Annotated in this window: 12 protein-coding genes; 9 read left to right on the top strand and 3 right to left on the bottom strand. The window is 67.9% G+C overall.

Features of this window, described 5'->3' with window-relative positions:
- Positions 1–51 precede the first annotated feature (51 nt).
- Genes FHW97_RS08980 through FHW97_RS08960 form a run of 5 tightly spaced genes read left to right on the top strand, consistent with a single transcriptional unit; the run spans position 52 to position 7,091 of the window.
- Entirely contained in the window at positions 52–2,319 is a 2,268-nt protein-coding gene (locus FHW97_RS08980) for a TonB-dependent receptor (RefSeq protein WP_171798734.1), read from the top strand.
- A gap of 17 nt (positions 2,320–2,336) precedes the next feature.
- Positions 2,337–3,575 (top strand): cytochrome P450, encoded by a 1,239-nt coding sequence (locus FHW97_RS08975; RefSeq protein WP_171798733.1) that lies wholly within the window; start codon positions 2,337–2,339, stop codon positions 3,573–3,575.
- A 32-nt stretch (positions 3,576–3,607) separates the two neighbouring features.
- Positions 3,608–4,492, top strand: coding sequence for a helix-turn-helix domain-containing protein (locus FHW97_RS08970; protein ID WP_022676838.1), 885 nt, complete (start codon positions 3,608–3,610; stop codon positions 4,490–4,492).
- A gap of 7 nt (positions 4,493–4,499) precedes the next feature.
- Complete coding sequence (locus FHW97_RS08965; protein ID WP_216647704.1) at positions 4,500–5,966, top strand: aldehyde dehydrogenase; 1,467 nt, start codon at positions 4,500–4,502, stop codon at positions 5,964–5,966.
- A 24-nt stretch (positions 5,967–5,990) separates the two neighbouring features.
- Positions 5,991–7,091: an NAD(P)-dependent alcohol dehydrogenase gene (locus FHW97_RS08960; protein WP_171798732.1), complete on the top strand. Its 1,101-nt coding sequence runs from the start codon at positions 5,991–5,993 to the stop codon at positions 7,089–7,091.
- Positions 7,092–7,102: 11 nt separating this feature from the next.
- Here the strand turns inward: FHW97_RS08960 and FHW97_RS08955 are convergent, their stop codons facing one another.
- Positions 7,103–7,639, bottom strand: a complete 537-nt coding sequence (locus FHW97_RS08955; RefSeq protein WP_022677949.1) for a TlpA disulfide reductase family protein — start codon at positions 7,637–7,639, stop codon at positions 7,103–7,105.
- A 195-nt stretch (positions 7,640–7,834) separates the two neighbouring features.
- Here FHW97_RS08955 and bchI point away from each other — a divergent pair, with 195 nt between their 5' ends.
- The 4 genes from bchI to FHW97_RS08935 are packed head-to-tail and all read left to right on the top strand — an operon-like array spanning position 7,835 to position 11,593.
- A complete protein-coding gene (bchI, locus tag FHW97_RS08950; protein WP_171798731.1) occupies positions 7,835–8,830 on the top strand; it encodes a magnesium chelatase ATPase subunit I in 996 nt (331 codons plus the stop codon).
- Positions 8,827–10,530 carry a magnesium chelatase subunit D gene (locus tag FHW97_RS08945; RefSeq protein WP_171798730.1) on the top strand — a complete coding sequence of 568 codons (1,704 nt, stop codon included), beginning with the start codon at positions 8,827–8,829 and terminating at the stop codon, positions 10,528–10,530. Before bchI ends, FHW97_RS08945 begins: the two co-directional genes overlap by 4 nt.
- The gene (bchO, locus tag FHW97_RS08940) at positions 10,527–11,420 is read left to right on the top strand and encodes an alpha/beta fold hydrolase BchO (protein WP_171798729.1); all 894 of its coding nucleotides are present in this window, start codon (positions 10,527–10,529) and stop codon (positions 11,418–11,420) included. The genes FHW97_RS08945 and bchO overlap by 4 nt, the downstream gene beginning before the upstream one ends.
- The gene (locus FHW97_RS08935) at positions 11,417–11,593 is read left to right on the top strand and encodes a hypothetical protein (RefSeq protein ID WP_168352212.1); all 177 of its coding nucleotides are present in this window, start codon (positions 11,417–11,419) and stop codon (positions 11,591–11,593) included. Before bchO ends, FHW97_RS08935 begins: the two co-directional genes overlap by 4 nt.
- Positions 11,594–11,776: 183 nt before the next feature.
- Here FHW97_RS08935 and FHW97_RS08930 read toward each other — a convergent pair whose 3' ends face one another.
- Positions 11,777–12,550, bottom strand: coding sequence for a hydroxyneurosporene dehydrogenase (locus FHW97_RS08930; protein ID WP_370525367.1), 774 nt, complete (start codon positions 12,548–12,550; stop codon positions 11,777–11,779).
- Between the two features lie 65 nt (positions 12,551–12,615).
- Positions 12,616–14,172 carry a 1-hydroxycarotenoid 3,4-desaturase CrtD gene (gene crtD, locus FHW97_RS08925; protein ID WP_171798728.1) on the bottom strand — a complete coding sequence of 519 codons (1,557 nt, stop codon included), beginning with the start codon at positions 14,170–14,172 and terminating at the stop codon, positions 12,616–12,618.
- Between the last annotated feature and the right edge of the window lie 51 nt (positions 14,173–14,223).

Here is a 14,223-nt window from a genome sequence, read left to right as displayed (position 1 = left end):
ACGCCAACAACAAGAATGACCCGGCCCAAGCAGGACGGGAGGAGAGGAATCATGAAGGCATCTGCCCGCGCGCAGTTTCACGTCTTGGCCAGCCTTGCAGCGCTGGCCGCCGCCACCGCCGCGCCGCGCGTCGCGCTGGCCCAGGATGCCCCCGTCGCCCAGGATGCTGCACCCACGCCGGCGCCGGCCGTTGGCGAAATCGTGGTGACGGCGCAGCGCCGCGCGCAATCGGTGATGGACGTGCCGCTGGCGATTTCGGCGGTTTCGGCGCAGGGCCTGGTGGCCATGGGCGTGACCAATTCGGCCAACCTCGCCCAGGCCGTGCCCAATCTGCAGGTCAGCACCAATTTCGGCGCGGCGCAGCCCAATTTCTCGATGCGCGGCATTTCGGTGGCCAACGAATACAATTCCAACCAGGTTTCCCCCGTGGGCGTCTACATGGACGACGTCTATCTTGCCGCGCGCGCCAGCCATGGCATGGGCCTGTTCGATCTTGATCGCGTGGAAGTGCTGCGCGGGCCGCAGGGCACGCTGTTTGGCCGCAACACCACCGGCGGGGCGATCAACTTCATCACCCGCGCGCCCTCGCTTTCGGGCAGCAATGGCTATGCCGAAGTGGGCTATGGCAACTTCGACACCTTTACCGCGCAAGGCGCGGCCGAAACCACCCTGGCCGATGACCAGGTGGGCCTGCGCGCGGCGGTCAATTATGTGAAGGGTGACGGGCAGATCCACAATGTCTATCCCGGCGGCCGCGATGCGATGAGCCAGGATACCCTGCAAGGCCGCGTCGCCCTGCGCATCAAGCCGACCGGGTCGGGCCTCGACATCAAGATCCGTGCCTATGCCGGGCGCGACAATCCCACCGGGGCGGGCACGATCGGCCTGCAATCGGCCCGCGCCGGGCTGGGCTTTTTCGAGGTGAACGAAAAGAACCTGGGCAATTTCCGCACCCGCGCCTGGGGCGTGGCCGCCAACGTTTCCTATGAACTCTCGCCCGCCGTCACGCTGACCTCGATCACGTCATACGATGGTGGCAGCCTGGACATGGGGCAGAATGCCGATGGCGCGCCGGCTGATATTCTCTTCATCAACTGGAAATCCAATTTCCGCCAGTTCGCCGAAGAAGCGCGCATCAACTATTTGTCTGACAACCTCAAGCTGGTGGCGGGCCTGTTCTATGGCTGGGACCGCACCATCACCGACAACGATTTCAACATCGGCAGCGCGCTGGCGCCGGGGGTGAACGGCGGCTTTTTCCAGCACTTCCGCCAGAGCCGCTTTTCCATCGCCGGGTTCACCCAGGGCGATTACAGCCTGACGCGCAACCTCACGCTGACGCTCGGCGGGCGCTATACTTCTGACAAAGCGCGCTATCGCGATGGCTATGCCTATCTCTTTGCCGGCGGGTTCGGCGCGGGCGAAACGCCGCTGGCCACGACCGTGCCGTGTGCGACCGGACCGGGCACCTGCGCCTATGATCCCAACGCGCGCTACAACCTTGATGGCAACAACAACGCCTTCACCGGCCGCGCCGCGCTCAGCTACAAGTGGGACAGCGGGCTGCTCGGCTATGTCAGCTATAACCGCGGCTATCGCTCCGGCGCGTTCAACGGCGGTTCCTACACTTCTTCGGCGGGGATCAACTTCGTCAAGCCAGAGACGGTCAACGCCTATGAAGTGGGGCTGAAAGGCCGGCTGTTTGACCGCACGCTGTCGTTCTCGACCGCGGCATTCTATTACGACTATTCCAACCAGCAGCTGCAGGACACGCGCCCCGGCCCGGTTTCGATCCTGGTCAATGCGCCCAAGTCGGAAATCTATGGCGCGGAAGGCGAGTTTACCTGGACGCCGAGCACGCGCTTTTCGATCAACGGGTCGGTGGGCCTGCTGCATGCCACGTACAAGGAACTGACGCTCCAGGGCACCAACCTCGCCGGCAACGACCTGCCGTTTGCCCCGCACGTGACCGCGCAACTCGGTGCCGATATCGTGCTGCTCGACAATGGGCCCGATCGCGTGACGCTGTCGCCCAACGTGGCCTATGCCGGGCACCAGTATTTCACGCCGTTCAACCTGACCAATGCCGCCGGCACGGCGCAGAACAACGCCGAATTGCAGCAGGACGCCAATGCCAAGGTGAACGGCCAGATCACCTGGCAGCACGCCAACCTGCAACTGCGGGCATGGATCAAGAACGCCTTCAACGCGCGCACCTATGCCTATGGGCTGGACCTGCGCGGCGCGGGCTTCCCCTACAACTTCCTGGTGCAATCGGCGCCGCGCACGTTCGGCGCCAGCGCCAGGGTCACGTTCTGATGCAGGATACCCCGGCCATGACCACAGTGACCAGCACCCGGCCCGATTTCAAGAACCCCGATCTCTATGTGGCCGGGGTGCCGCACGACCTGTTTGCCCAGGTGCGCGCGGATGAGCCGGTCTATTGGAATGCGGAAGCGGATGGGCCGGGGTTCTGGGCGGTCTTGCGCTATACCGATATCGTCGAGGTGTCGCGCCAGCCGCTGCTCTATTCCTCGGCCTATGCCAACGGCGGCCACCGCATTTTCAACGAAAACGAGGTGGGCCTGACCGGGGCGGGCGAAAGCGCGATCGGCGTTCCGTTCATCTCGATCGATCCGCCGGTGCATACGCAGTATCGCAAGTTCATGATGCCGGCGGTGGCGCCGGGCCGCCTGGCCGGGATCGAGGAGCGCATTACCGAGCGCTGCCGCGCCCTGCTTGATGCCATTCCGCTGGGCGAGCCGGTTGACCTGGTTCAGGCGCTGTCGGCGCCGCTGCCGCTGATGACGCTGTGCGAGCTGTTCGATCTGCCGCCCGAGATCGGCTGGCATGATCTTTATGACTGGACCAACGCCTTTGTCGGCGAGGATGACCCCGAGTTCCGCCAGAGCCCGGAGCAGATGGCGCAAGTACTCGGCAGTTTCTTTGCCCTGATGCAGACGCTGTTCGACACGCGGCGCCACCAGCCCGGCGCCGATCTGGCGACGCTGCTCGCCAATGCCGAGATCAATGGGCAGCCGGTGCAGTTCCGCGATTTCGTGGGCAACATGATCCTGGCGCTGGTCGGCGCCAACGAGACGACGCGCAATTCGTTGAGCCACACCGTGGTGAACTTTGCCGCCCATCCCGCGCAATGGCAGATGGTGCGCGATGATCCGGCGATCCTGGCCACGGCGGTGCGCGAAATGGTGCGCCATGCCAGCCCGGTGATGCACATGCGCCGCACCGCCACCGCCGATACCGTGCTGGGCGGCCAGGCCATCGCCAAGGGTGACAAGGTGGTGCTGTGGTACACCGCCGCCAACCGCGACGAAAGCGTGTTTGCCGATCCCGACACCTTTGACATCACGCGCGGAAATATCCAGCATCTGGCATTCGGCAGCGGCCAGCACGTGTGCATCGGTTCGCGGCTGGCCGAAATGCAATTGCGGGTGGCGTTTCGCCTGCTGGCGGAGCGGGTCAAAGGGTTCGAACTGGTTTCGGCCCCGCGCCGGTTCCGTTCCAACTTCATCAACGGGCTCAAGAACCTGGACGTGAAGCTGGTGGCAGGATGAAGCAGGCGGCACCGCAAGGCGGGAGAGATGGGATGCAGGAATTGCCGCGTTTCAATCCGGCGGGCACCAACGAGGCGATCATTTCCGATGCGCTGGGGCGTGGGCCCGACATGCAGCTGGGCTCGCGCGAGGATGGCTGGCAGCTGTGCCGCTGGCGCCAGTTCGTCGGCTCCTACACCGTGCCCGCGCTGCCCGAGCCGCTCTATACCATGCATATCGCCGGGCAGCAGCACAACCGCACCTGGCTCAACGGCGGGTGGAGCGAGCATGCCTCGATGCCCGGCTGCGCCACGATCGTGCCCTCGGGCCAGCAGACCGGCTGGCTGGTGGATGGCGAACTCGACGTGGTGACGCTGAGCGTGTCCTCGCAGCAGTTGCAGCGCGCGCCGGCGGCCGACCAGTTCCGCACCATGCGCTTTGCCTTTTCCGATCCGCTGGGCGCGGCGTTGACGCGGCAGGTGCTGTCGGAACTCTATGCCCCGCAAAGTGCCGAGCGCGAGGTCTATATCGGCGCGCTGGTCAATGCGCTCAAGGCGCATATCCTGCGCGGGGCCAATTCGGTAACGGCGCAGGATATCCCGATTTCCTCGTTCTCGTCCTATCGCATTCACCATGTGATGAACGCGATCCTGCAAAAACCCGAGGCGCAGCATTCGCTGGAAGAAATGTCGGCCGTGGCAGGCCTGACGCCATCGCATTTCTGCCGCGTATTCCGCAAGGCCACCGGCCTTTCGCCGCACCAGTATGTGATGAAGACCCGCCTGGATAAGGCGCAGCAGATGCTGCACCAGAGCGACCTTTCCATTGCCGCCATTTCCGAAAGCCTGGGCTTTACCAGCCAGAGCCATTTCACCCGCGCCTTTCGCCAGTTCACCGGCGAGGCGCCGAGCGATTTCCGCAAACGCACCAGGAATTGAACGCCTCATGACGATGCAGCCCGGCTTTGCCGATCTTGCCCTGCCGGACCTGCGCCTGCGGGTGGGAGACGATATCCTGCCCGCGACCGGCGCGGTCGATGTGGAAGACCCGAGCACCGGCGCCACTGTGGCGCAAGTGCCATTGGCCGGCGATGCGGCGGTGAATGCCGCCGTGGCAGCGGCGCGCGCGGCGCTGGTGGCGCCGGCCTGGCGCGACCTGGCCCCGCTGGCGCGCGAGCGGCTGCTGCACCGCCTGGCCGATGCGATGGAGGCAGACCTGCCGCACCTGGCGGCGCTGGAAGCGCTCGATACCGGCAAGCCGCTGACCATGGCCGAAACCGTCGACATCCCCTCGGCCATTGCCTGGCTGCGCTGCTATGCCGGGTGGCCATCCAAGCTGGCTGGGCGGGCGGGCACCTTGAGCGCCACGCCGGGGGATTATCACGTCTATACCCGCCGCGAGCCGGTGGGCGTGGTCGCGGCGATCACGCCGTGGAATTTCCCGCTGGTTCTGGCGATGTGGAAGATTGCCCCGGCGCTGGCGGCGGGCTGCACGCTGATCCTCAAGCCGGCGGCGGAGACCCCGCTGTCGGCGCTGCGCCTGGCCGAACTGGCCCGCGCGGTGGGCTTTCCCCCCGGCGTGTTTACCGTGCTGACTGGCGATGGCGCCACGGGCGCGGCGCTGTCGCGCCATCCCGGCGTGGCCAAGGTGGCGTTCACCGGCTCCACCGCCACGGGCGGGGCGATCCTGGCGGCGAGCGTGCCCGATTTCAAGCGCGTGACGCTGGAACTGGGCGGCAAGTCTCCTTCCATCGTCTGCGCCGACGCTGATCTGGCCAAGGCGATCCCGCAGGTGGCGATGGGCTGTTTCTTCAACAGCGGGCAGATCTGCTATGCCGGGTCGCGCGCCTATGTGCACCGCTCGATCTATGACCAGGTGCTCGATGGGCTGGCCGATGTTGGCGCCGCGCTGCGCCTGGGGCCGAGCGCCGATCGCGAGAGCCAGCTTGGCCCGCTGGTGAGCGCGCGGCAGCAGGCGCGCGTGGCCGGCTTTGTCGCGCGCGCACGGGAGGCTGGCATTGCCGCGGTGGAACGCCGTGTGACGCTGCCGGAAACCGGGCATTTCCTGGCGCCGACCGTGCTGCGCGATGTGCCGCCCGATGCCGAGGTGGCGCGCGAAGAGGTGTTTGGCCCGGTCTTGGCAGTGACCGCGTTCGACGACCTGGACGAGGCGATCGCGCTGTCCAACGACAGCGCCTATGGGCTGGCCGCGCATGTGTGGACGCGCGACCATGCCACCGCGCACCATGCCGCAGCGCGGCTGGAGGCCGGCACGGTCTTTGCCAACTGCATCCTGGTGGCCGATCCCGCCTTTCCCTTCGGCGGGATGAAGGCATCGGGCATCGGCCGCGAAAACGGCAGCGAAGTGCTGGACGCCTATCTCGAACCCAAATCCGTGATCATGGCGCTGTAAGGCGGCGCGAAAGGACCAATGCCGATGAAGATTACCGCAGCCTTGGCCGTGGCGCCGCACAGCGATTTCAGCGTGGAAACGGTGGATCTGGGCGCGCCCCAGGCCAACGAGGTGCTGGTGCGCATTGCCGGGGTGGGGCTGTGCCATACCGACCTGGTCTTTCGCGATCAGTTCGTGCCGCTGCCGCTGCCGGCCGTGCTGGGCCATGAAGGCGCCGGCGTGGTGGAAGCGGTGGGCAGCGCGGTGACCGACCTGGTGCCCGGCGACACGGTGGTGCTGGGCTTTTCCAGCTGCGGTCACTGCCCGCGCTGCGCCGAGCATCTGCCCAGCTATTGCCGCGAGTTCGTGCCGCGCAACTATGCCGGGGTGCGGCCCGATGGCACCAGCCCGATCAGCCGCGATGGCAGTGCGGTAACGGCGGTGTTCTTTGGCCAATCCTCGTTCGCCAGCCATGCCATTGCCGATCGGCGCAACGTGGTGAAAGTGGCGGCGGGCGATGACCTGGCGATCATGGGGCCACTCGGCTGCGGCCTGCAGACCGGGGCCGGCGCGGTGCTGCGCTCGCTCGATTGCCCGGCGGGCAGCACGCTGGCGGTGTTTGGCGGCGGGCCAGTGGGCCTAGCCGCAGTGATGGCCGCGCGCTATCGCGGGTGCAGCCGCATCATCCTGGTAGAGCCGGTGGCGGCGCGGCGCGCACTGGGCGTGGAGCTTGGCGCGACCGACGTGATCGACCCGGGCGAGGGTGACGTGGCCGCCGCGATCCGTGCGCTGCTGCCCGATGGCGTGGATTTTGCCGTGGAAAGCAGCGGCCGGGTGGCCGTGATGGAAACAGCATTGGCGAGCCTTGCCAGCCGGGGTGCGCTGGGCCTGGTCGGCGTGCCGCCGCGCGCCGAAGATGCCCTGGCGATCAACATTGCCGGCATGATCACCTTTGGCCATCGCGTGATCGGGATTATCGAGGGGGACAGCGACCTGCAGGGCTTCATCCCCGAACTCGTCGCGCTGTATCGCGCGGGGCATTTCCCGTTCGATCGGCTGATCAAGACCTATCCCCTGGCGCAGATCAACGAGGCCGTTGCCGCGCAGCATCGCGGCGAATGCGTCAAGGCGGTGCTGATCCCCTAACCTTGATCCCCTTAGCCTTGGGGCGGCGCCTCGCGCAGCAATGGGACCAGCACGTTGTTGAGATCATCGAGATCGAAGGCGCCGGCCTTGGCATAGCGGACCACGCCGGCGCGATCGATCACGAAGTTGGTCGGCACGCCGGTGAGCGGGGCATAGGGCCCCTTGAGCGTGCGCACTGCCGGAATGTGCATGACTGCAAACAGCTTTTTCAGCTGATAATTCGGCAGCGAATCCTCGGTCGTCACGGCAAAGACGCGCAACCCGTGCTTTTGCTGCAGGGCATAATATTGATCGAGCAGGGGCAATTCCGCCTTGCACGGGCCGCACCAGGTGGCCCAGAAATTCAGGACCACGACCTGGCCCTTGAGATCGGCGAGCGACAGCTTGGTGCCATCGATCAGGCGCAGGTCAAACGGCGGGGCGGGCTGGCCGACCACGGGGTCTTTGGCCAGCGCCGGCGCGGTTGGCGCAAACGCCGTGGCGGCAAGCAGCGCGGCGGCGCCAGCCATGGCCAGGCGGCGCGGGACGGCAAAGCGGATCGGCATCATCTGGGTTCCTGTTGGTGCGCGCGGTGCCGGTGCCCCCGGTCGCCGACGGAGACTGTCATACCGCGCCGATTGTCGCCAGTCTTGCCGCTGATATTCCCACCGTTTCGGCACAAATCTCATCCCGCGGCGATGGGCGTCGCGCGGATAGCGATTTTGCTTGTTCTTACACTCATTGATGTCCAGAGTGTTGGACATATGGCCCGCTTCCCTTTCTCTGCGATCGTCGGCCAGGACGAGATGAAGCTGGCGCTGCTGATTGCGGCGGTCGATCCGGCGATCGGCGGGGTCATGGTGTTTGGCGATCGTGGCACGGGCAAATCCACCGCCGCACGCGCGCTCGCGGCGCTGCTGCCGCCGATCATGGTGGTGGAGGGCTGCCACTTTGGCTGCGAAACGCCAGGCCAGTGCCCCGGACCGTGCACCGGCGGCAAGACCGTGCGCCAGGCGGTCCCGTTCGTCGATCTGCCGCTGGGCGCGACCGAAGACCGCCTGCTCGGTGCGCTTGACCTGGAACGCGCGCTGCGCACGGGCGAGCGGGTCTATGAACCCGGCCTGCTGGCGCGCGCGCATCGCGGGTTCCTTTATATCGACGAAATCAACCTGCTGGAGGATCACCTCGTTGACCTGCTGCTCGACGTGGCGGCATCGGGGCAGAACGTGGTGGAGCGCGAAGGGCTGTCGGTGCGCCATGCCGCGCGCTTTGTCCTGATCGGCAGCGGCAATCCCGAAGAGGGCGAACTGCGCCCGCAATTGCTCGATCGATTTGGCCTGTCGGTGGAAGTGCGCACCCCGCGCGCGATCGATACGCGGGTGGAGATCATGCGCCGCTGCGCCGCGCACGATGCTGATGCGGCGGCGTTTGCGGCGCAGTGGGCGCAAGAGGATGACAAGGTCTTGCAACAGATCGCGCGCGGGCAGCGGCGGCTGGCGCGGATTACGGTGCCCGATGCGGTGATGACCGATGCCGCGCTGTTGTGCAGCGAACTGGGCGTGGATGGCCTGCGCGGGGAATTGACGCTGATGCGCGCCAGCCGCGCACTGGCCGCGCTCAAAGGCGCCAAGCTGGTGCGGCGCGAGCATCTGATGGCGGTGGCGCCGCTCGCGCTGCGCCATCGCCTGCGCCGCGATGTGCTGGACGAAAGCGGATCGAGCGCGCGGATCGAGCGCGCGCTAGCTGAACATCTATCATGAACAGCGGGCTGGCAGATGCGCTCCTGGCGGCGCGCCTGCTGGCCCAAAGCCCCACGGCGCTTGGCGGAATGTGCCTGCGCGGCGGCGGCCCGGCGCGCGACCTGGTGACCCAGGCGCTGGCCGCGCTGCTGCCGCCCGGCACGGCGTGGCATCGCCTGCCCGGCCATATCGACGAAGAACGGCTGTGCGGCGGCACCGATATCGCCGCGAGCCTGGCCAGCGGCACGCTGGTGCACCAGCGCGGCCTGCTGGCGGCGGCGCGCGGCGGAGTTCTGGTGGTGCCGATGGCGCAGGGCCTGCGTGCCGATATTGCCGGCCGCGTGGCGCAGGCGATGGATGATGCGGGCGGGCCGATCCTGGTTTTGCTGGACGATGGCACAGCGGACGAACCGCGCCCGCCCGCCGCGCTGATGGAACGCATTGCCTTCGACATTACGCTGGATGGGCTGCGGCTGGCGGACCTGGCAATGCCACTGCCGCACGCTCTGGCGGCAACGCCTGTTCCACCCGCGGATAACGCCATGCTGGGCGCGCTCGCGGCGGCGGCGCAGGCGCTGGGCATCGCCTCGATGCGGCCGCTGTTGCAGGCCGCCGCCGTGGCGCAGGGCCATGCCGCGCTGGCGGCGCGCGCGACCGTGAATGCTGAGGATGTGGCGCTGGCCGCGCGGCTGGTGCTCTCGCCCCGCGCCACGCAAGTGCCGCCCGAGAGCGCGCCTCCCGACGACGCGCCGCCCGAGCAGGAACAGACCAACCGCGATGGCGAGAACGAGGGTGAAAGGGAGGGGCCGGAAATCCCCGAGGATCTGGTGATCGAGGCGGCACGCGCGGCGATCCCGCGCGACGTGCTAGATCGCATTGCCGCCGGGCAGGCGGGTCGGGCCAAGACCGGTGGCGGCGGTGGCTCGGGGCAACGCTTGCGATCGGGCCGGCGTGGCCGGCCGCTGGGCGCGCGGCCTGGCCTGCCCGGTGGCGGGGCGCGCCTGGCCCTGATCGACAGCCTGCGCGCGGCCATTCCCTGGCAACCGCTGCGCCAGCGCGATCCCGCGCCCGATGGCGCCGGGCCGATCCGCTTTCGCCGCGACGATCTGCGGGTGCGCCGGTTTGAGGAGCGGCGCACCACCGTGACGGTGTTCTGCGTCGATGCCTCGGGCTCTACCGCGATGGCGCGCCTGGCCGAGGCCAAGGGCGCGGCCGAGCTGATCCTGGCGCAGGCCTATGTCAAGCGCGCGGAAGTGGCGGTCTTGGCGTTTCGCGGCGAGGGGGCCGAGGTGCTTTTGCCGCCAACCCGCTCGCTCACCCGCGCCAAGCGCGCGCTGGCCGCGCTGCCCGGCGGCGGCGGCAGCCCGCTGGCGCATGGACTGGTCCTGGCGCGCCAGCTGGCAGAGGCGGTGGCCGCGCGCGGTGGCACGCCGATCCTGGTGTTCATGACCGATGGCAGCGCCAATATCGCGCTCGATGGTGCGCGCGGCCGTGCCCGCGCGCAGGATGATGCGCAGCGCGCGGCCCGCGCTATTGCCGTGGCCGGCCACGATGCCGTGGTGATCGATATCGCCGCGCGTCCCCGGCCGGAGGCAGCGGCCCTGGCCCAGGCGATGCGCGCGCGCTATCTGCCCTTGCCCTGCGCCGATGCCCGCGCGCTGCATGCCGCCGTGGCCCAGGCGACTGCGCCAGAGCCGGCGCTACGCCGGGCGCGGGCATGAGCAGCGGGCCGCGCTGGGCCGTGGAGGGCCGGAACTGGCCGCATCGCGCCGCCAGCCGCTTTGTCGAAACGCCAGGGCTGACCTGGCATGTACAGCAGATGGGCGATGGCGCGGGGCCAGTGGCGCTGCTGCTGCACGGCACCGGCGCGGCCACGCATAGCTGGCGCGATGTGATGCCGCTGCTGGCGCGCGATTATACCGTGGTGGCGCCCGATCTGCCCGGCCATGGCTTTACCCAGGGGCGCCCGCAAGGCGGGCTGACACTGGTGGCGATGGCGCGGGCGGTGGATGATCTGCTGGGCGCGCTGGGCCAGGTGCCGGCGGTGGTGGTGGGGCATTCGGCCGGCGCGGCGATCGCCCTGCAACTGGTGCACGGGCGGGGGGATGACGTGCCGGTGGTGGGCCTCAACCCCGCGCTGATGCCGTTTCCGGGCCTGGCGGCGCAGCTGTTTCCCTCGCTGGCGCGGATGCTGTTTGTCAACCCGCTGGTGCCACGCATGCTGGCGGGGATTGCCCGCCTGCCGGGAGAGCCGGAACGCTTTCTGCGCCGCGCCACCGGCTCTGCCCTCGATGCCCAGGGCCTGCGCTGCTATGCCGCGCTGCTCGGCAATGCCGGCCATTGCGGCGGGGCGATGGAAATGATGGCCAGCTGGGATCTCGATGCCCTGAGTCGCACTTTGCCGGCGATCACCGCGCCGGTGCAGCTTGTGCATGCGCGCGGCGACGTGGCCGTGCCGCTGGCCTCGGTGGAAAAGGCTGCCGCCCTGCTGCCCCATGCACGGCTGGAGGTACTGCCTGGGCTGGGCCATCTGGCGCATGAGGAGCGGCCCGACCTGGCCGCGGCCCTGATCAACGCCCACGCCCGGCAACAGCGGGAGAGAGTGGGATGAGCGGCTGGAGCCAACATTTCGGCTGGGTGGAAATCGTCTTCACCGCCGCGATCGCCATCGGCTTTGGCGTATGGCAGCTGTGGTCAGTCAACCGTGAAATCCGCCACGACCGCGCCCGCAAGGCCGAGCAGGAGCGGGCGGATGCGCGCGATGATGGGGCGCCGCCGGGGTGAAGCGAGAATTTCGCGCAGAGGCGCAGAGGTGCAGATAGGTAGATTTTCTCCGCGCCTCTGCGCCTCTGCGCGAACAAAAATATGTTCGACACTGCCCGTCGTGGACGTGCGCGCGTTGCGTCAGAAGAACAGCTGGACCCCGGATCAAGTCCGGGGTGACGAAGAGCTATGTGTAACCCTGGCCTAAACCACCCGCGGAATGCGATAGGGCAGCATGAACTGCACGATCGGCGAGGAGAAGCGATCCATGTCGAGGCTTTCCTGCACCGAGACGACCGGTTCGCCCAGCAGGGTGGAGCGCAGGGTGGAGCGGGCATAGAACGGGGCGTCTTCCCAGGTGCGGACCACGCTGGCGTGGCCGCGATCGGCGCGGGTCTTGCGTTCCATTTGCCACAGCGTGTTGGGCAGGGGCGCCACGGGTGGCAGTTCGGCTTCTTCGTGGGGGGTGCCATCGACGGCAAAGCGCAGGGCGCTGGCAAAGGGGCGGCCGTCGCGGCGGATGCCCTCGTAGAACACGAAGGAGCCGTGGCGGCCATGGGCGCGTGACCAGTGCCAGACGCGGAAGCCCTGTTCCAGTGCCTCGCTGCCGAAATTGGAATCGAGATAGGCGCTGCCCTGCCAGGCCAGCCCGGGCTGCTGCATCGTCACCTCGATCCGCGCGCGTGGGGCAAGGCAGTGCCAGCGGTGCCGGCCTTCGGGGTCGAGCGCGAAGGCCTTGGCGTTCATCGCCTCGGGAATGACGCGCACGCGCCCGGCCACGCGACGCTGCCATGGCACGCCGACGCGCTTGTCCATCTCCTCGATATCGATTTCCAGCGCATTGCCGGTCCAGCGCATGGCACTGGGGCCGATCTGCAGGCAATCGGCGTCGCGCCGCACCGCGCCGCGTCCGCGCTCGGTCATCGTCCAGCGCGCGCCGGGGCCATAGAGCGCGACGTTGAGCGCGCAGTGATCCAAGGGCGTGCCCCGGCCACTTTTCTTGTAATAAGGGGAAAACACGCTGCCGATGAAGGCGATGATCGTCAGCCCGTGGCGCCCGCACTGGCTGATGGCATCGACATACCACCAGCCATAGCCACCGGGTGGAATCGCCGCATCGAAGCGAGGTCTTGCAGCACTGCCCGGCTCGCCAACCGTGCCGACAAGGCGGCCATCGGCACCCCCGCTCCGGGGTGGGTGCTTCCACCCGCGCAATAGAGCCCAGGGATCCGGGTCCGCGTGCCCTGCCGCAGGAATGACGCCGCCCAGCCGTGCGAGGCCCGTCCATAGATCGCTCCGCCCGTCGAGGGCAAAAAGGTCTCGAACTCGTTCGGCGTCAGCAGGATGCGGGGACAATCCGTTTCCAGCTCCAGCCCGCAGCGGCGCAGCGTCTTGCGCATGGCCAAGGTGCATTGGTCCCTCTCCTTTTCGCTATAGGCGTGGCTGTCGCCGTTGGCCGGGGCATTGACGATGATCTGCAGGCGCTCGCGCCCGCCGGCTTGCGCAGTGGTGCCATCGCGATCCTGCGCGCAGACATAGACGCTGGGATCGGTGGGCGGGCGGCCGCCGCGAATATCGCTGAACTCGCGCGGGTAATCGGGCGAGAACAGCACGTTGTGCCGTTGCAGGGGGAAGCCGCCGGTTTTGGCATGGGCGAGCCAGACCATGGCCGAGAGCGAGCGGTGACGCACGCCGTGGCTGCTGACCGCCATGGCGCCGATCGGGCCAAGGCGCCCGGCAGCAAGCGCTTCGGGATCGGCATTGGTGATCACGGCATCGGCCGGCACATGCTCGCCATTGGCAAGCACCACGCCCGAGGCGCGGCCATTGTGCGTTTCCAGCATGGCCGCACCGGTGCCAAAACGGAACTGCGCGCCATGGCGCTGCGCCAGGTTCAGCAAGGCCTGGGCCAGGGCGCTGATGCCGCCATCGATCAGCCACACGCCCTGCGCCTCGACATGGGCGATCAGCATCAGCGTGGCCGGCGTGGCAAAGGGCGAGGAGCCGCAATAGGTGGAATAGCGCGCGAAAAGCTGACGCAGCCGTTGATCGGCAAAGTGCTCGCCCAAGACCTTCCACAGGCTTTCATAAGGGCGGATGGCGAGGAGATCGCCCACCCGCCACAGCCCGATGCGCCACATCAGCGAAGGCGGCCAGGCGAGCTTTGATCCGCGCAGCATGGTGGCGTCAAGAATGCCGTGGATGCGCGCGGCCTCGGCCCGGAAGGCGCGAAAGCCGGCGGCGGCCGCCGCGCCGGCAAAATCGCCGATCGCTTCCTCGCTGCGCGCGGGATCGGCATGGAGATCGAGCTGGCCGGCCCCGTCCCAGGCATGGCGGGCGAGCACCTGGGCGCGGCGGATCGTGACATGATCGGCTAGGTCAGCGCCGCAATCGCGGAAGATATCGGCAAACACATCGCGCAGGGTGAACACGGTGGGGCCGGCATCGATGCCCACGCCATCGACGGCCAGCTGCCGCGCCTTGCCTCCCGGATGCCCGGCCTTTTCGATCACGGTCACCGCCAGGCCGCGCGCGGCGAGCAGCGCGGCCGCTGCCAGCCCGCCAATGCCTGCGCCGATGATCGCAACCCGTGCCGCCATGCGCGTCGTGCCCCTTTGCGAAAGGAATCACCCCCGGGAATAGGAATTGAT

The organism is Novosphingobium sp. SG754 (assembly GCF_013149315.1).
Taxonomy (GTDB): Bacteria; Pseudomonadota; Alphaproteobacteria; order Sphingomonadales; family Sphingomonadaceae; genus Novosphingobium; species Novosphingobium capsulatum.
This window is presented reverse-complemented; position numbering and strand designations above follow the sequence as displayed.